This is a genomic window from Flavobacterium sp. SORGH_AS_0622 (genome assembly GCF_030818825.1).
In the GTDB taxonomy this organism is placed as follows: Bacteria; Bacteroidota; Bacteroidia; order Flavobacteriales; family Flavobacteriaceae; genus Flavobacterium.
This window is the reverse complement of record NZ_JAUTAX010000001.1, coordinates 498,306-521,302: the sequence shown is the minus strand read 5'-3', so window position 1 is coordinate 521,302 and position 22,997 is coordinate 498,306. Positions and strand designations below refer to the sequence as shown.

Annotated in this window: 21 protein-coding genes; 10 read left to right on the top strand and 11 right to left on the bottom strand. The window is 34.1% G+C overall.

What is annotated here, in order from left to right; genetic code table 11:
• Positions 1–253: 253 nt before the first annotated feature.
• The 8 genes from ahcY to QE431_RS02190 all read left to right on the top strand — a co-directional run bounded on the left by ahcY (position 254) and on the right by QE431_RS02190 (position 6,212).
• Complete coding sequence (gene ahcY / locus QE431_RS02225; RefSeq protein ID WP_113677456.1) at positions 254–1,570, top strand: adenosylhomocysteinase; 1,317 nt, start codon at positions 254–256, stop codon at positions 1,568–1,570.
• A 150-nt stretch (positions 1,571–1,720) separates the two neighbouring features.
• The gene (locus QE431_RS02220; protein ID WP_307292147.1) at positions 1,721–2,005 is read left to right on the top strand and encodes a hypothetical protein; all 285 of its coding nucleotides are present in this window, start codon (positions 1,721–1,723) and stop codon (positions 2,003–2,005) included.
• Between the two features lie 10 nt (positions 2,006–2,015).
• Positions 2,016–3,098, top strand: a complete 1,083-nt coding sequence (locus QE431_RS02215; RefSeq protein WP_307292145.1) for a WG repeat-containing protein — start codon at positions 2,016–2,018, stop codon at positions 3,096–3,098.
• A 3-nt stretch (positions 3,099–3,101) separates the two neighbouring features.
• On the top strand, positions 3,102–3,434 hold the full coding sequence (locus QE431_RS02210; protein ID WP_057117508.1) for a multidrug efflux SMR transporter: 333 nt from the start codon (positions 3,102–3,104) through the stop codon (positions 3,432–3,434).
• A gap of 148 nt (positions 3,435–3,582) precedes the next feature.
• Positions 3,583–4,425: a methylated-DNA--[protein]-cysteine S-methyltransferase gene (locus tag QE431_RS02205; RefSeq protein WP_307292143.1), complete on the top strand. Its 843-nt coding sequence runs from the start codon at positions 3,583–3,585 to the stop codon at positions 4,423–4,425.
• Between the two features lie 103 nt (positions 4,426–4,528).
• Positions 4,529–5,242, top strand: coding sequence for a 2OG-Fe(II) oxygenase (locus QE431_RS02200; protein ID WP_307292141.1), 714 nt, complete (start codon positions 4,529–4,531; stop codon positions 5,240–5,242).
• Positions 5,243–5,371: 129 nt separating this feature from the next.
• Positions 5,372–5,617, top strand: coding sequence for an Ada metal-binding domain-containing protein (locus QE431_RS02195; protein ID WP_134139288.1), 246 nt, complete (start codon positions 5,372–5,374; stop codon positions 5,615–5,617).
• Positions 5,604–6,212: an alpha-ketoglutarate-dependent dioxygenase AlkB gene (locus QE431_RS02190; RefSeq protein WP_307292139.1), complete on the top strand. Its 609-nt coding sequence runs from the start codon at positions 5,604–5,606 to the stop codon at positions 6,210–6,212. Before QE431_RS02195 ends, QE431_RS02190 begins: the two co-directional genes overlap by 14 nt.
• 14 nt (positions 6,213–6,226) lie before the next feature.
• On the opposite strand, the gene QE431_RS02185 is transcribed toward QE431_RS02190, so the two are convergent.
• Complete coding sequence (locus tag QE431_RS02185; RefSeq protein WP_134139286.1) at positions 6,227–6,544, bottom strand: MmcQ/YjbR family DNA-binding protein; 318 nt, start codon at positions 6,542–6,544, stop codon at positions 6,227–6,229.
• Between the two features lie 65 nt (positions 6,545–6,609).
• The gene (locus QE431_RS02180; RefSeq protein WP_057117514.1) at positions 6,610–7,365 is read right to left on the bottom strand and encodes an NUDIX hydrolase; all 756 of its coding nucleotides are present in this window, start codon (positions 7,363–7,365) and stop codon (positions 6,610–6,612) included.
• A 295-nt stretch (positions 7,366–7,660) separates the two neighbouring features.
• On the opposite strand from QE431_RS02180, the gene QE431_RS02175 reads away from it, so the two are divergent.
• Complete coding sequence (locus tag QE431_RS02175; RefSeq protein WP_057117515.1) at positions 7,661–7,918, top strand: hypothetical protein; 258 nt, start codon at positions 7,661–7,663, stop codon at positions 7,916–7,918.
• 141 nt (positions 7,919–8,059) lie between these two features.
• Positions 8,060–10,081 (top strand): hypothetical protein, encoded by a 2,022-nt coding sequence (locus tag QE431_RS02170; protein WP_134139283.1) that lies wholly within the window; start codon positions 8,060–8,062, stop codon positions 10,079–10,081.
• Positions 10,082–10,136: 55 nt separating this feature from the next.
• Here the strand turns inward: QE431_RS02170 and QE431_RS02165 are convergent, their stop codons facing one another.
• The 9 genes from QE431_RS02165 to QE431_RS02125 all read right to left on the bottom strand — a co-directional run bounded on the left by QE431_RS02165 (position 10,137) and on the right by QE431_RS02125 (position 22,997).
• Positions 10,137–12,368, bottom strand: a complete 2,232-nt coding sequence (locus tag QE431_RS02165) for a glycoside hydrolase family 3 N-terminal domain-containing protein (RefSeq protein ID WP_307292137.1) — start codon at positions 12,366–12,368, stop codon at positions 10,137–10,139.
• A gap of 13 nt (positions 12,369–12,381) precedes the next feature.
• Complete coding sequence (locus tag QE431_RS02160) at positions 12,382–13,809, bottom strand: glycoside hydrolase family 30 beta sandwich domain-containing protein (protein WP_307292135.1); 1,428 nt, start codon at positions 13,807–13,809, stop codon at positions 12,382–12,384.
• The gene (locus tag QE431_RS02155; RefSeq protein WP_281867333.1) at positions 13,809–14,645 is read right to left on the bottom strand and encodes an endonuclease/exonuclease/phosphatase family protein; all 837 of its coding nucleotides are present in this window, start codon (positions 14,643–14,645) and stop codon (positions 13,809–13,811) included. The genes QE431_RS02160 and QE431_RS02155 overlap by 1 nt, the downstream gene beginning before the upstream one ends.
• A gap of 72 nt (positions 14,646–14,717) precedes the next feature.
• On the bottom strand, positions 14,718–15,794 hold the full coding sequence (locus tag QE431_RS02150) for a glycoside hydrolase family 16 protein (RefSeq protein WP_134139278.1): 1,077 nt from the start codon (positions 15,792–15,794) through the stop codon (positions 14,718–14,720).
• Positions 15,795–15,904: 110 nt separating this feature from the next.
• Complete coding sequence (locus tag QE431_RS02145) at positions 15,905–17,380, bottom strand: glycoside hydrolase family 30 beta sandwich domain-containing protein (protein WP_307292133.1); 1,476 nt, start codon at positions 17,378–17,380, stop codon at positions 15,905–15,907.
• A gap of 29 nt (positions 17,381–17,409) precedes the next feature.
• Positions 17,410–18,882: a glycoside hydrolase family 30 protein gene (locus QE431_RS02140; protein WP_307292131.1), complete on the bottom strand. Its 1,473-nt coding sequence runs from the start codon at positions 18,880–18,882 to the stop codon at positions 17,410–17,412.
• Positions 18,883–18,975: 93 nt separating this feature from the next.
• On the bottom strand, positions 18,976–20,430 hold the full coding sequence (locus QE431_RS02135; protein ID WP_134139274.1) for a glycoside hydrolase family 30 beta sandwich domain-containing protein: 1,455 nt from the start codon (positions 20,428–20,430) through the stop codon (positions 18,976–18,978).
• A gap of 154 nt (positions 20,431–20,584) precedes the next feature.
• Positions 20,585–21,469: a hypothetical protein gene (locus QE431_RS02130; RefSeq protein WP_307292128.1), complete on the bottom strand. Its 885-nt coding sequence runs from the start codon at positions 21,467–21,469 to the stop codon at positions 20,585–20,587.
• A 19-nt stretch (positions 21,470–21,488) separates the two neighbouring features.
• The gene (locus QE431_RS02125; protein WP_134139272.1) at positions 21,489–22,997 is read right to left on the bottom strand and encodes a RagB/SusD family nutrient uptake outer membrane protein; all 1,509 of its coding nucleotides are present in this window, start codon (positions 22,995–22,997) and stop codon (positions 21,489–21,491) included.

Here is a 22,997-nt window from a genome sequence, read left to right as displayed (position 1 = left end):
AAGTAATATCAGAAAATATAACCGCTGGCTCAAAAAATGTATTAGTAAATATAAGCAATTCACTGCAAAGGTCATAGTTTAAGAATCTTTTTTAAATGAACTCCTATCACTTATATGGCAAAAAATGATTTTTAGAGTAACATTCTAGAGATTAAGAAATTAAAGATTTCACAAATCTGGCAGAAAGTAGTAAAAATAAAAACCTATTATGTAAATTTGCAAAAATTTTACAATATACAAATATACACTATAAATGAGTACTACAACTACGCCTTATGTGGCTTTCAAAGTAAAAGACATTTCTCTAGCGGCTTGGGGAAGAAAAGAAATTGAATTAGCTGAAGCTGAAATGCCAGGTTTAATGGCGCTTCGTGCTGAATATAAAGACGAACAACCTCTTAAAGGTGCTCGTATCGCTGGATGTTTACACATGACGATTCAAACTGCTGTTTTAATCGAAACTTTAATCGCTCTTGGTGCTGAGGTTACTTGGTCTTCTTGTAACATTTTCTCTACGCAAGATCAAGCTGCTGCTGCTATTGCTGCTGCTGGAATTCAAGTTTATGCTTGGAAAGGTCTTGACGAAGAATCATTTGACTGGTGTATTGAGCAGACTTTATTCTTTGGTGAAGACAGAAAACCATTGAACATGATTCTTGATGATGGTGGAGATTTAACTAACATGGTTATTGATCGTTACCCAGAATTGGTTCCTGGAATTAAAGGTCTTTCTGAAGAAACTACAACTGGTGTTCACAGACTTTACGAAAGAGTAAAAGCTGGAACGTTGCCAATGCCTGCAATCAACATCAACGACTCTGTTACTAAATCTAAATTTGATAACAAATACGGTTGTAAAGAATCTGCTGTAGATGCTGTACGTCGTGCAACTGACTTAATGTTGGCTGGAAAAAGAGTAATCGTTTGTGGATACGGTGACGTTGGAAAAGGAACTGCTGCTTCTTTTAGAGGTGCAGGTTCTATCGTAACAGTTACTGAAATTGACCCAATTTGTGCTTTACAAGCTGCAATGGACGGTTATGAAGTTAAAAAATTAAACACTGTAATTGCTAATGCTGATATTATCATTACAACTACAGGAAATAAAGATATCGTTCTTGGAGAGCACTTCGAGCAAATGAAAGACAAAACTGTTGTTTGTAACATTGGTCACTTCGATAACGAAATCGACATGGCTTGGTTAAACAAAAACCACGGTGCGTCTAAAATCGAAATCAAACCTCAGGTTGACAAATACAACATCAACGGAAAAGATATCATTATCTTGGCTGAAGGTCGTTTAGTAAACCTTGGTTGTGCTACAGGTCACCCAAGTTTTGTAATGAGTAACTCATTTACAAACCAGACTTTGGCTCAAATCGAATTATGGAATAACAGCGCAGCTTACAAAAACGAAGTTTACATGTTACCAAAACATTTAGATGAAAAAGTTGCTGCTTTACACTTAGCTAAGTTAGGCGTTGAGTTAGAAACTTTACGTGACGATCAAGCTGCCTATATTGGTGTTCCAGTTGAAGGTCCATTCAAACCTGAATACTACAGATACTAAATTGATTTTAGATTTAAGATTGTAGATCTTAGATTTTGAAATTCTATACATTCAAACCCGACAGGTTTTAAAAAACCTGTCGGGTTTTCTGTTTTAAATTCGAAATTTTAAGTTTAAATTTGAAATTAAAGAACTCGCCAAAATAAAATTATGATTGAAAATGTTTTATGTGAAGTACATGGCTCAAAAGAAATGACTTTTGGATGTATTCATATTGCAATTGCAATAGACACGAAAGATAAAGTCGGATTTTTCTATTCTGAAGCTGAAGAAGATCTTCCGCAAATTGCTTGGTGCGGTGAATGCGAACAGTGGCTGCTCGATAATGGTGAGGAATGGACTGAAGTTTTTCAAGCCAAAGCCGATTTTAAAATGCTATGCGCCGATTGCTTTGATGAAGCAAAAAATAACGAAACAGAAATTCATCTGCGATAAATAAATTTCCATGAAAAAGGTTGTAATTCTTTATACGTTTCTCGTTAGCTGCACTGCACTTGCACAAACCAGCGATACATGGACTGCTTTTTGGAACAAAGACACTACAAAAATTGGTTTTCAAGATAAAAAAGGTGTAATTAAAATTGAACCTAAATTTACTGGGTTTACGATTGCACGTAAATTTGAAAATATTATTGCTGTTACAGAAGAGGAAAATAATAAGTGGAAAAGCTATTACTTAACTAAGGAAGGAAAAATAGTGGGGCGTGACAGTTTATATACTTTTGATAACAGTACAGATTGCGAAAGTGAGGGTTTTATAAGATTTCGAGATTCGAAAACTGATAAAATGGGAATCTTCAACAGCAAAGGAAAAATCGTCATTCCAGCTGATTATAGTGCTTTATCAAATGTTAAAAACGGAGTGCTTACCGTTCTTAAAGATGCGAAAAAAGAAAGAGAACCAGGCGACGAACATTTTTTCTGGTCTGGCGGAAAAGAATTTCTTATCGACATCAACAACAAAGTTTTAATTGAAAATTTTGCTTATAATGACAATTTAAATTTTTATTCTTTAGAAAAATCAAAAGAACCTAATAAAGACCCAATAAGAGAAAATTTTAAGGGAGTTGATGGACAATATTATTCTTTCATAAATTTTGAAAAAGAATTTAAATTCTGGTTAGAGAACAATTTACTTAAAGATTTATCCAAAGGCAATTTAGAAAAACATTCTTTTGACAAAATAACCTATTGGAAAGAACCAGACGGCTGGATAAATTCGTCGAAAACTAAATTCATCAATCAAAATTATACCTATTTAAAATTAAAATTACAGGAACTCAAAAATCCAAAAACCGATTATTTTGTTAGTTCTGACGGACTTAATCAGTTTATTTTTGAGTCAAGTGAGTACGAAATCTATTTCAACAATTGCAATGAAGCAAAAGATTGGCTGTATCCTACTATGGACATTGTCATCAATCCAAAAAACAAAACAGATCGAGGACAAGATCATTTCGAGTTTTTAAGAACTGAAAATGGCTATAAATTAATAAGTGTTTCCACAAGACAACATAATCTTAAATAAAACATGAAGAATTTTTTATTCCTATTTATTGCCATTGTTTTCGAAATCATTGCTACTTCAGCATTAAAGAAATCCGAAGAATTCACTAAATTAATTCCAAGCATTATTACAATAATTGGATATTGCGGCGCATTTTACTGTTTAAGTTTTGCAATTAGAACAATTCCTGTTGGTTTCGCTTATGCCATTTGGTCTGGAGTCGGAATTGTATTAATTACCATCATTGGTGCAATTTTCTTCAAAGAAATCCCAGATTTACCCGCAATAATTGGGTTGAGTTTAATTGTAATTGGTGTTGTGGTAATTAATGTTTTTTCTAAAACTACAGCGCATTAAATACATTCGATTTAAAGTTTGTTTCAGGTTTCACGTTCCGGCATAACTTGAAACCTGAAACCTAAAACTTGAAACAAAAAAATAAGCAAGTTTCGGATTTTATACCCGCAAAAACCAATCGATCTTTGCCTTATAAAATTGAATGAAGATGAACACACAGGAAACCATCAATTATAATCGTATCGCCGAAGCTATAGATTATATCAAAGCTAATTTTAAAGAGCAGCCCAATCTTGATGAGGTTGCCGAGAAAGTGCATTTGAGTCCGTTTCACTTTCAAAGGCTTTTTAGCGATTGGGCAGGAACAAGTCCGAAGAAATTTTTGCAGTATACAAGTCTCGAACACGCCAAAAAACTACTCAAAGAAAATCAGGCAACAATTTCAGAAACAGCTTATGAAACTGGTTTATCCGGCACAAGTCGACTCCATGATTTGTTTGTAAATATCGAAGGAATGACTCCAGCGGAATATAAAAACGGAGGAAAAAATCTCGCCATAAATTACAGTTTTGCCGAAAGTCCGTTTGGAAATATAATTGTTGCGTCAACTCAAAAAGGCGTTTGTTTTATGGCTTTCGCCGAAGATGAAACAATAGGATTTGTGGATTTAAAAAACAAATTCCCAAATGCGTCTTTCACAAGAAAATTAGATTTAGCACAACAAAATGCGCTATTTATTTTTCAAAACGACTGGAGCAAATTATCTGAAATCAAACTGCATTTAAAAGGCACCGATTTTCAATTGAAAGTCTGGGAAACTTTATTAAAAATTCCAATGGGACAGCTTTCTACTTATGGTTCCATTGCACAGCAAATTGAAAAACCAAATGCTTCTCGCGCGGTAGGAACTGCAATTGGCAGTAATCCTGTTGCGTTTTTAATTCCGTGTCACCGCGTGATTCAGTCTTCTGGAATTTTTGGCGGATATATGTGGGGAAATACCCGAAAAACGGCAATAATTGGCTGGGAAGGCGCGCAGGTAAATCCATAAAAATAAAACTCCAAATTTCGAATTCCAAATTTCGAATTCCAAATTCCAAATTCCAAATTTCAATGATTAACCTTCATTGAAAATTTCATAAAATCCAATTGCTATGCAAACTATACAATCTAGAATTGCTTCTCAAAACTGGGAAAGCATCACCGAATCTATGCACCAAAGTGGTTTCTCTATCATCCCAAATCTTCTCACAAACGAAGAATGCGAAGATTTAAAATTCGACTATGATAACCCAAATTCATATCGAAAAACTGTCGTAATGGAGCGTTATCGATTTGGTTTAGGTGAATATAAATATTTCAATTATCCTCTTCCCGATTTGATTCAAAACATACGTACATCTATTTATCCGAAATTGGCACCAATTGCAAATGCCTGGATGAAAGCTCTAAACATCAATACTTTTTTTCCTGAAAAACATGAAGAATTATTGAAACAATGCCATGACAATTATCAATTGAAGGCGACGGTTTTGATTTTAAAATATAGAAAAAGTGGATTTAATACTTTGCATCAAGATCTATATGGTGATATTTATTTCCCCATTCAAATTGTACTTTTTCTTTCAGAACCTGATGAAGATTTTACAGGCGGAGAATTTATATTAACGCAGCAAACGCCAAGAGCGCAATCGAAAGCAATTGTTTTAAAACCAAAAAAAGGAGATATTTTGGTTTTTACTACTAACTTCAGACCTGTAAAAGGAACAAAAGGATATTATCGAGCTAACATGAAACATGGTGTCAGTGAAGTTCATTCTGGTGAACGTTATACGTTGGGAATTATTTTTCATGATGCGTTGTCATAGACACCCAATATGTTTGTAGAGACGCACTGCTGTGCGTCTCCGCAAAGATTGTCGACAAAGAATCTTTGTGGAGATACGTGACGTTAGACGCACTGCTGTGCGTCTCTACAATACAAAACTTACCACTTCATGATTAATCATCAAAAAATAACCGATTCTGAATTGCTCCGTAAAATTAAAAATGCGGAAATTTGCTTTGGCGGCAATCGAAAACTAAAAATATACGGAACGCTGAAATGCTCTTCGGGAAAAAGAATGAAACGCGAAAATCGGGTTTTCTTTTCTTCTGAAAATCAAGCTCGAAATAATGGATTCAGGCCTTGCGGACATTGCATGAAATCCGAATATTTAAAATGGAAAAATGGACTTATTTAATCCCCAAATAGACGAAACTACGAATTTGCTTCCTAAGGATGGAACTGTAAATTATTACGGAAAATTGTTTTCACGAGAAGAAGCAGATTTCTATCGCGATATTTTGCTCAATACAATTGAATGGAAAAATGATGAAGCCATTATCTTTGGAAAACTAATTTTAACGAAACGAAAAGTAGCGTGGTACGGCGATAAGGAATTTGAATATACCTATTCCAACACTACGAAAAAAGCACTTCCGTGGACACCCGAATTATTAAAACTAAAAACTTCTATAGAAGAAAAAACAGGAGAAACTTTTAATTCCTGTCTGCTGAATTTATATCATTCTGGCGAAGAAGGAATGGCTTGGCACAGTGATGCGGAAAAAGATTTGAAAAAGAATGGCGCTATTGGTTCGGTAAGTTTTGGCGCTGAACGTAAATTCGCTTTCAAACATAAAGAAACCAAAGAAACAGTTTCACTGATTTTAGAACATGGAAGTTTATTGGTCATGAAAGATGAAACGCAGACCCATTGGCTGCATCGATTACCGCCAACTAAAACCACTCAAAAACCAAGGGTAAATTTGACTTTTAGAACAATTGTCAAATAGAATTTCGAATAGTATTACTTTTTACCTATAACATTTTGGTACGAACGTATTAACGCATCTTCGAACATTTCTGGTCGTACTTTTGAAAGTTCCACAGTAGTCCAGCCTTGTTTACCCCATTTATTTGGAACGGGATAAAAAATCATTTCGCTTGAAGCACAAAAAACCGATTGATCGATTTCGTTTAATTTTAAAACAGCGTGATTATTCTTTTCATCAAAAGTGGCAAAAATTTTCTTTTTGACACGAAAAGAGGTTTTCTCAAAATGAGGCTCTTCGGATGCATCTGGAAACGATAATGCTAATTTTCTAAATGTTTCAATTGAGATCATAATCGTAAATTATTTATCAGACATAACAAGTCTTAAAAACCATTTATGTCTCGGTTAAATTAATTTTACCATCCCTGATTCAGTCCATTTTTTAAAACCTCATCATATTTTTCTTTATCAAAAGAATACAAGTTTGGTGCTTTGTGTGCAACGTTGCTTTTCTTTTCGTCTAGCTTCGTTAGAATTCCGATATTCGTTATTTTGCGTAAAAAATTCCTGCGGTCCAGCTTTTTGTCTAAAATAGTTTCGTACAATTTCTGCAGCTCTGGAATGGTAAATTTCTCTGGCAGTAAATTATATCCAATTGGCATTAAATTCAACTCAACCCTTAAGGTATCCAGCGCCTTATCGAGAATCTCACGGTGGTCTAAAATAAGTTCTGGAACTTCTTTATGGTCGATCCATTCTACAACTTCATATCTGTTCATCGGATTTGGAAGAATTTTTGAAAAATCAACCAATGCATAATATCCAATTGTAACAAAACGGCGCGTAAGCCATTTTCCTTTTTCTTCCTCTATTTGTAAATACTCTAAAATCTTTTTGTCAAAATGCTGCTCATTACGTTTTACTTTTCCAAAAGTCGCAAATTGTCTCAAGAAAACACCTTCTACTCCAGTTCGACTGCTTAAGACCGTATTGGCTGCAGTATCTATATCCTGATCCACTGGAATGAATCCGCCGGGAAGAGACCATTTATCTGCTCGTTCTACTTTTAACAATAAAACTTTAAGCTGATTGTCGTGAAAACCAAAAATTACACAATCGATAGAAAGTCCAGGCTGGTAATTTTCATTATTGTCTATAATGTCTTTTAACATTCGAATATTTAAGGGTAAATCTTTCTTTCAATAATAGTGCAATTTACTTCATTTTTATAAAACCGAATTACTTTTGCGAAACAGAGTTGCATTTCTTAATAAAATAGAGAAGTGTATGAATCACAATTTTAACTAAAATTTAAAGTTCAAATTTAAAAAAAATAATTACATTGCGTCATAATAACACATTAAAGATCTGAATTGTTAAATTCTAATCTTAATTTATAGAAATCTACTAAAAATCAGTTTGTTTCTTCTCAAAGATAAAAATTGAAAGTTTAAAAATACAGGAGTTATGATTGCCAATCCGTTAAAAAATATTAATCAAAAAATTAGAACAAAAATCTGGAGTTCATTCGGCTTTGTTTCAAAAACATATCTTCTGGAAGCTTCTTTAAAATATAGTGAAGAACAAGAAAGAATTTTCAATGAAATGATTACCGAAACTGATGTCAAAAATAAAAAAGCAAAACAAGAAGCTTATGAAAAAGCTTTATATGCTTCTTATAAAGGAATTGGCGCTATGGATTTTATAAATACTGTCTTGAGATAATTTTCCTTCAACCTAATCATTTATAGAACCTCGCTCTCACGTGAGGTTTTTTATTTCCATAAATTTCATATTATTATAAGGCAAAATAGCGCATTATTACTTATTTTCGCTTTAAGTAAGAATACACATATAAAAAATAACATGGAAAATACCATTGAAACAGAAAGTTACAAAATTCAAAAACCAGAAAACTGGGCTTCAATAATAAATGATGATCAACTAATTGGATACATAAAAGAATCTGACTTTTCAAATAAACAGGTTGACGAAGGAAGAGACTTCTGTTATTTCTTAGATAAAATTTACTATACAAGTGATACAGAAAACAGCGAATATGCATGCGTAGCTTATACACTTAATGAACCTTCAAATCTAGAAAGTGCTTCTGTAAAAGATGTTGTTGTCGAAGAAAATGAAACCTTCATTATACACAGAATTAGTGTTCTTAGAGACGGCGTTTTGATTGATAAAATCCCAGATACAAAGATTAAAGTTCTGGACAATGAAAATCAAAGTGAAGGCGGTGTATTGAGCAGTACTAAAAAAATAAATATTACGATTAAAGATTTACGTCTTTATGATATTCTAATTGCTGAAGATTCAAGAGTAAAAGTTTTTACTGATCGTGATTTTCTTAGAAAAGAATATTTAAAATATGTTTACGTAACTCCAAGTACTTACTGGGCTTACGGAAATTATAAATTTACTTTTATTAATGACCGAAAAGCTCCAATCGCATACAAGAAAACATTCTATAGAGATGACGCTGGAAATGTTTTGGAACCGGAAATTAATTATCTAAAAAAGGGAGAAAGATTTGTAATTGAAAAAGAAAATTACATCAACTCTTTTGATATAAACAGAGAAATTGCTCCTTATATTGATTTTGCGACAGATAGTAATTGGACTGATTTATCTAATTATATTTCACCTTTATACGACGAAATTTACTCTAACGCTTCTTTAAAAGAATTTGCTCCTAAGCTGGTAGAAAAGCTAGATGCAATTTCAGATAAGGATGAGCAGCTTCGATTTGCTATAGAATATGTACAAAACCATGTAAATTATATTTTTAATGCTGATGAAATGAATGGGCATAAGCCGCAAGAACCTGCTATTACGTATGAAAACAAACAGGGAGATTGCAAGGCTAAATCTGTTTTACTAAAAGTGGTTTTAGATTATATCAATATAGATTCGTCTGTTGTATTGGTTAACTTCAATTCAGATCATTATATCAAACATTATCTGCCTTCTCTTCTTACTTTTAATCATGTGATTGTAAAAATCAATTATAAGGATGAAACTTATTTTATTGATGCTACAGCCAGAGATGAATTTGGACTGATTGAAAATCGCTGTTTTATTTACTTTATGCATTATTTGGAAGTAAAACCAAACCAGCAGTTACAAATTAGAAAACCACATAGATTCTCTTATTATGGTATTAATGAAAAAGTAGATTTTAGTGCGCAAAACGATCAAGGGCAGTTAAAATTGACTACTACATACAAAGGAAACCGCGCGAACTACATGCGTAAATATTTTAAGAACACGAATAAAAGGGAAATAATTGACAGTTGGAACAATTTCTTATTTTATACTTTAAATTATTCTAGTGACCGAAACGGAACTGATATTAGAACGATATTTAAAGACGCTGCAATTGAAATTGTCAGTGATGATAAAATGCTGAATGAGTTTACAATTCAGTACAATTCATCTATTGAAAATCCTTATTTTACAGATGATCAAAAGAATCGTTTTTTAATGTATTTTGATCGAAATGTGGTGAAGAATAATGCGCGCGATTTTATGCATACCGATGTTCCGTTCTGGCATAATTTTGATAACGAAAAATATGAAATCAACCTCCATACAGATCAGAAAATAGATACCGAAGAGAAATTTACGCGCCAGGAAAGCAACATAAATAATCCTTATTTTGATTATACAAGCCGTAAAAAAGTAACTAAAAACAGTGCCTCTATTTTTGTAGATTTTAAACCGCTGGTTAATTTAGAAATTCCTGCAGCTGATTTTGAAAAGTTCAGAACAGACCATCATACTATTGCCGACAGCAATTTTGGAATAGGAATTGATATTATAGAGCAAGGCTTACTTAATCTTATAAAATTCAACTTTAAAAAACGTCTTAAATAATTCGTATAAAAAATGGGGCTTAACGGCCCCATTTTTATTTATTAAAAGTAAATTATTACTTAGCCAGCAATTCAAAATCAGATCTTAATTTAATGTCTGCAGAGGAAGCTCCAATCATCACTTCAAAATCACCTGGCTCAGCTGTCCACTCTAATTTATCATTGTAGAAAGAGAGTTTTTCTTTATCAATTGTAAATTCAATTGTTTTAGATTCTCCCGCATTTAATTTAACTTTTTTAAAGTCTTTCAACTCTAAAACTGGCCTCACAACAGATCCAAATTTATCTTTCAAATACAACTGAACTACTTCTTCTCCAGCTGCTTTTCCAACATTTGATAATTGGAAAGAAACTTTAATCGTTTCGTTACTTTTTATTTTTGATGCCGATAATTTCAAACCAGAATAATCAAATTTTGTATAACTTAATCCGTATCCAAAAGGGTATTTAGGAGAGTTTTTCAAGTCGATATAAGCCGAAACATAATTGGTTTCGCTTTCTGTTTTAGCTGGTCTTCCTGTACTAAAATGATTGTAATAAATTGGCACCTGCCCTACTTCTCTTGGGAAAGTCATTGGCAGTTTTCCTGACGGATTGTAGTCTCCAAATAAAACATTTGCAATTGCATTTCCAGCTTCTGTACCCAGCCACCAAGTATAAACAATTGCAGGAACATTCTCTGCTGTCCAATTGAAAACAAGAGGTCTTCCTGCATTAATTAAAACGACAACTGGTTTTCCTGTTGCTTGAATTGCTTTTACCAAATCTTCCTGAACACCAGGCAAATGAAGGTCACTTCTACTTTTTGCTTCACCGCTCATGTCGCGTCTTTCCCCAATACTCAAAATAACAACGTCAGCTTGTTTTGCAGTTGCAACAGCTTCTGCAAAACCATCTTTGTTTGTTCCCTCAATTTCACAGCCTTTAGCGTAAAGCAGCTTTGTATTTTTACCCACTTTATTTTGAAGACCGTCCCATTGTGAAACAATCCATTTATTATAATCAACCTCAGGAAGTTCTACAGACCAGAATCCCATATTTTCTTTGTATTCTTTTACCATTGGTCCAATGAAAGCAATAGTTTTTACATTTTTTGAAATTGGTAAAGTCTGGTTTTCATTCTTTAATAGAACAATACTTTTCTGCGCCACTTCAAGTGCTGCTTTTCTATTTGCCGGATCTGACAAGGCTTTTTCAGCACGCTTTTCATCCGAATATCTGTAAGGATCATCAAATAATCCTAATTCAAATTTTTTGCGAAGAATACGTTTTACGGCATCATCCACTAAATCAATAGAAACTCTTCCCTCTTTTATTAATTGAGCTAGATTCTGACGATAGGCATTACTTTCCATATCCATATCGCTTCCTGCAGTAATGGCAGCATAAGCGGCTTCTTTCAGATCTTTAGAATAGCCATGCGCTACCATTTCGCCAATTGATCCCCAGTCTGAAACCACGAAACCTTGGAAATTCCATTTTCCTTTTAAAATATCTCTTTGTAAATGAGCATTTCCTGTTGCCGGAATTCCATTAATATCATTGAATGAATTCATAAATGTTGCTGCACCTGCATCTAAAGCAGCTTTAAAAGGAGGTAAATAAGTTTCAAACAACATTCTTTCGCTCATGTCTACAGAGTTATAATCTCTTCCACCCACACCTGCGCCGTAAGCTGCAAAGTGTTTTACGCAAGCCATAACCGAATTTAAATCGCCCAGTTTATTTCCTTGAAAACCTTTAACTCTTGCATAAGCAATTTTAGAACCTAGATAAGTATCTTCTCCAGCTCCTTCCATTACACGTCCCCAACGCGGATCACGGCCAATATCTACCATTGGTGCAAATGTCCAGTGAATACCACTCGCCGCTGCTTCTGTAGCTGCAACTCTTGCCGCTAACTCGATTGCTTCTAAATCCCAGCTCGCTGCTTCTGCAAGCGGAATTGGGAATGTAGTTTTGTAACCGTGAATAACGTCCTGACCAAATAACAACGGAATTTTAAGTCTTGACTGCATGGCTAATTCCTGATATTGTCTGGTATATTTTGTTCCAACAACATTTAACATAGAGCCTATTAACCCTTGTTTGATTTCGGATTGTTTGTTTGGATTTATTGTTATTGGTCCAGTTGCCTGATTATCTCCTGTGTACTGATTTAACTGTCCAATTTTTTCTTCAATTGTCATTTTCTTCAATAGATCGTTGACTTTCTGATCTATTGTCTGCTGTTGTGCCGACGCAAAAAGCGAAAACAGCAACAACGTAATTGTGGTTACTTTCTTCATAAGTTTAAGTTGTTTACCAAACGTAAGTAGCTACAGCACCAGCGTTTAGTGTTGTTGAGGTTTGTTTTTGGTTGTATTTAATATTAAAAGTTTCTGCTGAAGCTCCGTCATTTTCTACAATCAGAACGATTTGTCCTAACGGAGTTTTGAAAGAAACATTGTGTAAATTTCCTACTATATTACTTCCAATTCTTACTGAACCTTCTGGTACAAATTTCGAAGCATGTCCTATTATATAATATCCCACTTCTCTTTTGATATTTTGATTTTGATCAATCATCAATGCGCCTTTACAAGTAGAACATCCTCCTGGGGTGAAAGGTTTGTAAAACTCATCATTTGCTAATCCCCACGAAAGTGCATTTTTACTCCAGTTACGCATAGAACCAATTACTACATTTTTGACACTCCATTTCAAGTCAGTTTCAAAATTTGTTCCTGTTCCCGTATATTGTTCGGTAAAATACAAATCTTTATCTGGAAAAGCATTATGAACTGTTGTTAGAGCACTAATATCTCCTTCATATAAGTGAAAAGCAGAGCCTGTAACAAACGGATTTGCTTTTGGATCTTTTAAAATCGTCAAAGGATATTCGGGTTTGTTGCAATTGTGATCGTAAACAATAATTTTGGTTTTGATTTTAGCTTTCGCGAAAGCGGGACCTAAATGATTGCCTATAAAATCTGCCTGCTGTTCTGCCAGCATCAATAAACTTGGATTGTTTCCAGGATGCAAAGGCTCATTTTGAGGTGTAATAGCATCAATAATAATTCCGTGTGATTTCATTGCCTGAATGTATTTTACAAAATATTCAGCATACACTTGATAATATTTTGGCTGTAAACTTCCTCCTTTTGAGCTTCCGTTATCTTTCATCCAAACTGGAGGCGACCACGGAGAACCCATTATTTTAATTTTAGGATTTATGGCTAAAATTTCTTTTAAAACCGGAATTACATCTTCTAAATCTGGTCCTAAATTAAATTTTTCCAATTTTAAATCTGTCTCGCCTTCCGGCATATCATCATACGAAAAAACTTTCTCATTCAAATCTGATGCTCCAATACTAACTCGCAGATAACTCAAACCAATAGCATCATTTTTTCTAGAAAACAATTCCTGAAGCAAAGCTTCTCTCTTTGGTTTATCTAGTTTTATAATTGCCTGAGCACTTCCGCCGGTTAGTGAAAACCCGAAACCTTCTACGGTTTGAAATTTCTCCGAAGGATTTACCTCAATTGTCTGATTTGAATTTGTCTCTGCACTAAAAACTAAATCAGGCTGTTTTTTGAGTTTTGAAGTTTCATCTGAAGTAGTAATCCAAGATGCTACTTTTACAGAATTAGTAGTTGTACCATTTTTTGAAGATCCGCAATTGAACTGCATTGCAATTAATGGCAGTAAAGCTAGGATTTGAAGTTTTTTGATGCTGTTTTTCATTAATCTATTTCTATTAAAACAGGTAAATGATCCGACGGATATTTTAAATCTTTAGAATCACTTAACACTGCATGTTTCTGAATTGTAAGTCCGCTATTTTTTGATATAAAGATGTAATCTAATAATAATGTTACGGGTTCATTATGTTTAAAATCATTAAAAGTTCCAGATGGACCAAAAGGCTTTTCTTTTGAAACATCTTTAGTATCATCCATTACTTTTTTGATTTCGGCAATTTGCGGCGTATTAGGCTCTGAGTTAAAATCACCCATTAAAAAAACGGGATAGTTTTTAGTATTTATTTCTTTTATTTTAGAAAGAACGAGCTGTACACCTTTTACTCTGGCAACTTCTCCCATGTGATCTAAGTGAAGATTAAAAACCCAAAATGTTTTTTTCGTTTTTAAATCTTTAAAGAGTCCATAAGTGCAAACTCTATTACAAGCTGCATCCCATCCTCTTGAAACCACGTTTGGCGTTTCTGATAACCAAAAAGTATTAGATTGTTCTACTTTAAAACGATCTTTTTTATAGTAAATTGAAGATGCTTCTCCTAAACCTCCTTCTTCTCTGCCGATTCCAAATTTGTTGTATTTTGGCAAAGCCAATGCTATATCAATAACTTGATTGGGTGTTGCTTCCTGCACTCCAAAAATATCCGGGCTGTAAAAACCAATTTGAGAAGTAAAATAATCTTTTCGGTTTGGCCATGCGTTTTCTCCATCTGAAGCAACATCTAAGCGGATATTATAGGTCATGATTTTTAGGTTTTGACCATAAAATGAGTTTACTGCCAAAAACAGCGCTGCTAAAACAAGTTTGTTTATCTTTTTCATGTTAAAAAAATTTTAATCTGTAAAGCTAGTTTTTCCCAAGCTTTACAGAAAAAAATCTATTTAAAAGTTATGTTAATTATACACTCTTACGTAATCAACTTCGAAGGTCGCACTTGTAAAATTGGGATCTACAGCTCCTCCAAAATTTCCTCCCATTGCTAAATTAAGAATGATGAAGAACTTTTGGTTAAAAGGAGTTGTACTTGAATTTTTGTAAGTATAGAATAAATTATCATCTACATAAAATTTGATGTTTTCTGCACTCCATTCGGCAGCATAAATATGAAATTCTGTAGTTGAGTTTGCGGCAGTTGTTGTTTTTGTGTCTGGGGTATTTCCTGAACGCCCTGGAGAATGTAATGATGAGTGAATTACATTTGGGTTGTTTCCAACTGATTCTAAAATATCAATTTCTCCGCAGGCAGGCCATCCAACAGTATCAATATTATCTCCAAGTAACCAGAATGCAGGCCAGGTTCCGCCGCCAACTGGAAGTTTCGCACGAACTTCGGCTCTTCCATATTTGAATGAAAATTTACCTTTTGTAAGCATTCTCGTTGACGTATATTGGCTTCCTAAATAATTTTCTTTAATTGCTGTAATCTTTAAGGTTCCATTTTCAATTTTTACATTCTCAGATCGATTGGTGTAATATTCTAATTCGTTGTTTCCCCAACCGTCACCTGTTCCTGTATTATATCCCCATTTTGAAGAATCTGGAGATCCGTCTACATTAAATTCATCAGACCAGATTACTTTACGGGCTACAAAAACATTTACTGAAGTTGAACTGCTCACAAACTTTGATCCGTTGTAAGCCGAAACAATTATAGGATAACTTTTAGTTCCCGATGCTGTAAATTCATAAGTTAAACTGCCTGTGGTAATCTCTTTAAGTTCATTATTTATCAATACTTTATAAAGTTGTGCATTAGTGGCACTGATAGTCAATTGTACTTTCCCGCTACCATCTCCATTTGGGTTTTCTGCAGTTTTACCAACAGGTTCTACTTGTACAGAAAGATTAGAAGGAGCAGCGTTTACCGAAGAATCATCGCCTGCATCATTGTTACTGCTGCAAGATTGAAATATAAACAATAAGATTAGTGTAAACACACCTGCCTTATTTACAAGATTGATTGTTTTCATGGTTTATTTAAGATTGGTTTGTAGTTAATAAATTGAATATCAAGATAGATATAATTTGTTTATTTTTTGCTTTTGTTACTATAAAATCAAAATATTTCAAACTAAAGCCTTTATTTCCAAATGTAAGTTCCTACAGATCCTCCGTCTAACGAAGTTGTAACCCATTTTCCATTATATTTTATATTGAAAGTCTGGTTTGCAGATCCATCATTTTCAACAATCAAAACTTTAGAACCAGACGGTGTAATGAATGCAACATTTTGTAAATCTCCACTTGAATTACTTTGAATTCTAACAGACCCCATCGGAACAAATTTTGAAGCATGAGCAATAATATAATACGCGACATTTCTCTGAAAATTTTCACTAGATGTAATCGTTAAAGCTCCTTTACACATTGAACATCCTCCATCTGTATGAGGTTTAAATGCTCCATCATTGGCTAAATTCCACTCTAAGGCATTTTTACTATAATTTCTCATAGAACCAATAATTACGTTTCGAACATGCCATTTTAAATCTCCTCCAAAATCTCCGGTCGACGAAGTCCATTGCTCTGTAAAATAAATATTTTTAGTCGGATAAGCATTGTAAACATTTAAAAGCGCGCTGATATCGCCCGCATATAAATGAAATGCAGAACCATCGACAAACGGAAATGCATCGGCATCTGCCAAAATTGCTTTTGGATAATTTGGATTATCACAATTATGATCGTAAGCTATAATTTTTGTCGTAAGATTTGCTGCTTTTAGCGCTGGTCCTAAATTAGCTTTTATAAAAACGGTCTGTTCTGCCGCAGACATATACATACTTGGATTATTTCCGTCGTGCAATGGCTCGTTTTGTGGAGTTACAGCATCAATTGTAATTCCTTCTGCCTTCATTGCCTGGATGTATTTTACAAAATACTTTGCGTAAACATCATAATATTTAGGCTGTAATTTACCGCCTATAAAACTGTCTTTATCTTTCATCCAAAGCGGCGCTGTCCACGGAGTGGCCAAAATTGGTATTTTAGGGTTGATTGCCAAGATTTCTTTCAGAAGTGCAATTACTCCGTTCTTATCTTTTTCTAAACTGAATTTTGCCAAATCTAAATCTATCTCTCCTGTTGCAAGATCATCGTATGTAAAAGGTGAAGCATTTAAATCTGAAGCTCCGATACTGATTCTTAGGTAACTTATTCCAATAGAATTTTCACCAGTTCCGAATAATTCCTTCAGAAGATCGCTTTTTTTAACTGGGGTTAAATTGTTAATCACATCAGCACTTCCGCCTGTTAAAGTATAACCGAAACCGTCTATTGTTTGATATTTTTGAGAATCGATTACTTCAATATTTGTAAATGAATTAGACGTTGTGCCAAAACCTAATGTTCCAGACTGTTTTGCCAGCAAAGCAGTTTGATCTGATTTTGTCAGCCAAAAATCGACGTCGTTTGTAACCACTACTGGAGGATTTACCACAGGTGGATCTACTGGAGGATTTTCGACCGTATCATTTGAAGTAGAGCATTTTACTTGTGCCAATACGGCTGCCATAAAGAAAAATGCTTTTATAGTATTTTTGATATTCAATTTCATATTATTGGTTATTTAGTTAGCGTGCACAATTAAAACACTACAGTTTGTATAGCATGTGCTGGAATTATAATAGTATTTTTTGTAGTTTGATTTTCGATAGCATAAACAATCTCTTTTTCAGATTGGTTCATAACGATAGTAATCAATTGTCCGTCAGAATTTTTAAAAGAAGTGCTCAATAAAGATTTATCGCTTATTGTTTCTATTACTCTTTTGGCATTTGGTCTAATAAATTTTGAGAAATGGCCGATATAATAATACATTGGCGTATAAATTAATTCGTCTTTTGTGGTATCGGCATGGATTGGTGCAAAGCAAAAATTACCAACATGATTTGGCCCTCCATTTTGGTCTAAAAGAATATTCCAATCTGTCCATGCTAATGTTCCGTTATTAAAATCATTAATCATATTGATTCCGTAACGCTCGGCATTTCCCCAAAACTGATATTTTTTGGCGTCAAATTTTTCGATACAGCCTTCTGTAAATATTAAACTTTTGTTTGGAAATTCTTCATGAACCTTTGCTACAGATTCGAATTGAGGCGGACCTCCGTTCCAAGTTTCATACCAGTGAAATCCAATTCCCCAAGCATACTTAGAAACTTCAGGATCTGAAAAAACAAGATTGGCACGTTTTTCCAGCATGTCTCCCCTATTATGATCCCAAATAATAACCTTTTTGGAGCCAAGACCTTCTTTTTCTAAAGTTGGGCCAAGATGGTTTTTAAGAAAATCTCTTTCTGCTTCTGGAGTATAAATACAAGATTCCCAGCTTTGTTTGGCCATTGGTTCATTTTGAACTGTTAAACCCCAAATCGGAATTCCTTCTTTTTCGTATGCTTTTATAAATTTGGTATAATACAATGCCCAAGATGGAGCAAACTCAGGCAATAAAACGCCGCCGTGCAAAATATCATTATTGTCTTTCATGAAAGCTGGGGGACTCCATGGACTTGCAAATAATGTTAGTTTTCCGCCGGCTGTTTCAATTGCTTTTTTGATTAATGGAATTCTATATTTTCGATCGTGATCGATATTGAAGGTTTTCAGATCTTTGTCTCCTTCAGCAATATAGGTATAACTATCGCTGCTAAAATCACAGCTATGAATATTGGTTCTGGCTAAAGAATAACCAATGCCATTGGTTTTGTCGTAGTAAGCATTTAAAAATTCCCTTTGTTTTTTTGGAGATAATTTAGCAAAAACTTCCGCGCTTGCATCTGTAATTGCTCCTCCAATTCCGAGGAAAGTCTGATCTGTTTTTTCAGTATTTACAATTATAGATACTGTTGAAGTTTTTTGTTGTGTGTTGTTGTTATTCGAAATTAAATCATTTGATAATGATAATCTCCAATTGGTATTTTCGGCAGTAGTAAAAACCTTTATTTTATTTTTTTTTTGTGCTGAAGCATTAGTCTTTTGAGCTGTTACTGTTGAAGTAAAAAAGCTTAGCTGTACTAAGATAAAGGCAGATAAACATATTTTTGTTGTTGTTTTCATGTTGTTTAAAAAAATAGTTTTTCAAATTAAAAGTAAGAGAAGACTAATAAGGATGATTCAGATTAGCCTTCTTCTTTACTTTACTACAAAATATTAATAAACAAGCGTTTGTATAGCTCGTGGCGGAATTTTAACTACCGCTTTTTCAGCTCCAATAATCAAATTATATGTAAGTTCATTTGCCGACTGGTTCATAACAATAGTTGCCATAGTTCCATCTGCATTTAAAAATGATGTACTTAATAATGCGCTTCTGCTTACTGCAGTACTTACACGAACCGCATTTAGACGAATAAATTTAGAAAAGTGTCCGATGTAATAATACGATGGTGTGTAAATTAACTCCCCTGTTGTGGTGTCTGCATGAATTGGTGCAAAACAGAAATTTCCAACGTGATTAGGTCCTCCATTTTGATCTAATAAAATATTCCAATCTGTCCAAGCAACTGTTCCGTTATTAAAATCATTAATCATATTGATTCCGTAACGTTCTGCATTACCCCAAAATTGATATTTTGATGCATCAAATTTTTCTATACATCCTTCTGTAAACATTAGTTTTTTGTCTGGATATGCTTGATTTACTTTAGCAACATTATCAAACAGCGGCGCACCGCCAGACCATGTTTCGTACCAGTGAAACCCCATTCCCCAAACGTATTTTGATGCTTCTGGATCAGAGTAAATTACATTAGCACGGTAATTCATCAAATCGCGGTTATGATCCCAAATGATAATTTTTTTATCCCCTAGATTTTCTTTTTTCAAAGTTGGCCCAAGATAGTTTTTGATAAAATCTCTTTCAGCTTCTGCTGTATAAATACAAGATTCCCAAGTCTGAACAGCCATTGGTTCGTTTTGTGTAGAAGTTCCCCAAATCGGAATTCCTTCTTTTTCGTATGCCTTAATAAACTTCGCATAGAAATTTGCCCATGTCTGATAGTATTCTGGAAGCAGTGTTCCGCCTTTTAGTACATTTTTATTACTTTTCATAAAAGCATTTGGTGACCAAGGCGCAGCATAAGTTGTTAACTTTCCACCTGCTTTTTGAATAGCTTGTTTTATTAGAGGAATACGATATTGCTTATCATGATCAATAGAAAAAGTTTTCAGGTCTTTATCTCCTTCTTCGATATAAGAATAGCTTCCACTGCTAAAATCAGAACTTTGAATTGTTGTTCTTAGCAAAGAATAGCCAATACCTTTTTGTTTATCGTAATAAGCATCTAAGAATTCTGCTTGTTTTTCTTTTGAAAGTTTAGCAAAAATTTCGGCACTTGCATCTGTAATAGCGCCGCCGATTCCCATAAAAGTCTGAAACTTTTTTGCAGGTTCTACAAAAACCGAAAATTCTGTTTCTAAGGGCTGTTTTGCAGCCGAAAAAGTTAAGTTATCTGTAGATGTTAATCGTAACTTCGAATTTTCTGCAGTTGTGTAAACGGTTATTTTTTTACCATTGGTTGTAAATTCTTTTTTTGTTTTTGGTTGTTGTGCAAAACATGCAGCTGTAAACAAAAGGCATAAAATTTTTAGACTATTTTTTTTCATTCGCTCCCAATTATTATTGTTTTTTAATTGAAGTTTTGGAGAAATCTAAAACTGATTTTTTTAATCTCTTTTAAAGAATTTAAAAAATAGCCCATACTCATAATGATTATGGGCTACTTACAACCAAACTTAAACTTAAACTTAACTTAACTCTTTATTTTCCTCGGAATTCAACTTTTGATACTGTGATTCCATCTTTTGTAAAAGTATTACCACCAGAACGGATTAGTAAATAGATTTTTCCTGTTTCGGTGAATTTAACTACGTTTGAAACTGTTCCTGTTTTGTCGTTTTTCACACACCCAACTACAGAAAGCATTCCTGAAAAACCTGATTTTGCACAACCATCCCAAGTACTTAATCCCATCACTTTATTGTCTTTATATTCAACTCCAGGTTGTGGAGCTGATTTACCAGCGTAAACTTCAAACCAAGTTTCATCAGAACCACTAGTAGAAGAAACTTTCATGTCTATCGTATACTCTTTGTCTTTTACAACATCAATTGCTTGGTAGATTCCTTCTTGTGCCCATCCTCCTGGAGAGTGAATGGTTGCACTGTTATTAGCAAATGACCAAAATGCTGCACCTGTAGCACTAAGTTTTAGTACAGTCCATTTTGCTTGATCTTCAGCAGTGGCAAAAGAACCACCTTGCACTAAATTTCCTTTTAAAGGATCTGATGTTGCAACTACTACTTCTTTTGAAGCTGTAGCCTCAGCACCTCCTCTACCTATCGCAGTATGTACAATAGTGTAAGTTCCAGCATCTGGCAAAGAAATTTCTTCTTCCATTTTACCTACATAAGCTCCTGCTCCTGTATCCCATAATGATTTTAAAACTCCTTTTGGCTGAGCCACCAACTTATAAGTATTTACTTTTCCTTCAACAGGTGTAATCGTAAAAGATGCATCAACATTATCATCAGTTAATCCATTATTAGTAACAGAATCTTCAGGCTGACAGCTAGTTAAACTTAATACTACTGCCATAAAAAACAATGCTAAAAAACCTTGTTTTTTTATTAAATTTATTTTCATATGATATTGTATTAACTAATTAATAATTAGGATTTTGAACCAACTTAGTATTTTCTAAATCCTTTTGTGGAATAGGCCAAACTTCATTTTTACCAGCAACAAATCCGTCACCAGCAAGAACAGTAGCTGCTTTTCCAGTTCTAACTAAGTCGAACCAACGGTGTCCTTCACCAGCCAATTCTAATCTTCGCTCGTTAGCAATTGCATCTAATGATACTGGCACTGAAGCCAATCCAACTCTAGCTCTTACTGCATCTAATAAAGCTTGTGCTCTAGCTCCAGTTCCTCCTAATGCTTCTGCTTCCATTAAGTAAGTATCTGCTAAACGAATTGCATAAGTATCTTGTTTGTAATTTAAAGCTGTTGCTCCCCCGCCTGTAGATGTGTCTGAATTTAAAGGCATAAATTTCTTTAAGAAATATCCTGTATCTTGATCACCAGGCGCATAATCTGCTGCTCCTGATGCTTTAAGAGCACGTAAATCAAAAATTGTAGAATTAAAACGTGGATCTCCTTTTAAAGCGTCATATAAACTTTGAGTTACTGGATTAAAACTCCATCCTGAAATATAATCTGGTAATGTTAAGTCAGATCTACCATATCCTCTTGGGCCAACCATGATATTTACAGAGTTTCCTTCGTCAGCTCCGCCTCCCCAGAATCCCCAGTCTGCATTACTTTTATCTGTATGCATGATTTCGATAATAGCTTCTGAGTTAAATTTGTTACTGATTACCCATAAATCAGAGAATTTAGTTAACAATTTGTAACCGTACATGCTAGTTCCTCCAGGTGTACCATTTACGTCTGCAAATTCGGCAGCTGCTAATGAATTTTTACCCTCATACAAATAAACTTTACCTAATAATGCCTGTACTGCTCCTTTTGAAAGGCGACCTCCCTCTGTTGGAACATCAACTTTATTAGGAAGTACAGCTTTTGCTTCCATTAAATCTTTTTCTATTTGCGCATAAATTTCTTCTGGACTAACTTGAGTAACGTTATATCCCTCAGCAGGCGAAATTGGGGTCAGTATTAAAGGTAAATTTTTAAATGTTCTTACTAATTCAAAATAGAAATAGCCTCTCAATGCTTTTGCTTCTGCTGCAAAACGTGTTTTTTTAGCATCAGACATATCTACTCCTGGCAATTTTGCCAATAAAATATTTGCTCTAGCAATTCCCTGAAAAAAATCACCCCAATAACTTCTTGGCATATTTATTTTGTCCAGTTTATAATTATCAAAAGCATGTATACCAGCACCATCACCAGGTCCACCACCTCCAGCATAAAAATCATCTGAACCAGCATTTAGCATAGTTATCATGTTTTCAAAACCTTTAGATTGTTTACCCATTATATCATAAACAGCAACCAGCGCAGAAAATGCTTCTGACTCATCTTTATAATAATTGTCTACTAACGGAAGCCCTTTTGGCTCAACTGTTAAAAAATCTTCACCACAAGAAGAGCCTAGAAGTAATAATCCAGCGGCGATGAATGAATATCTTATATTTTTAATTTTCAT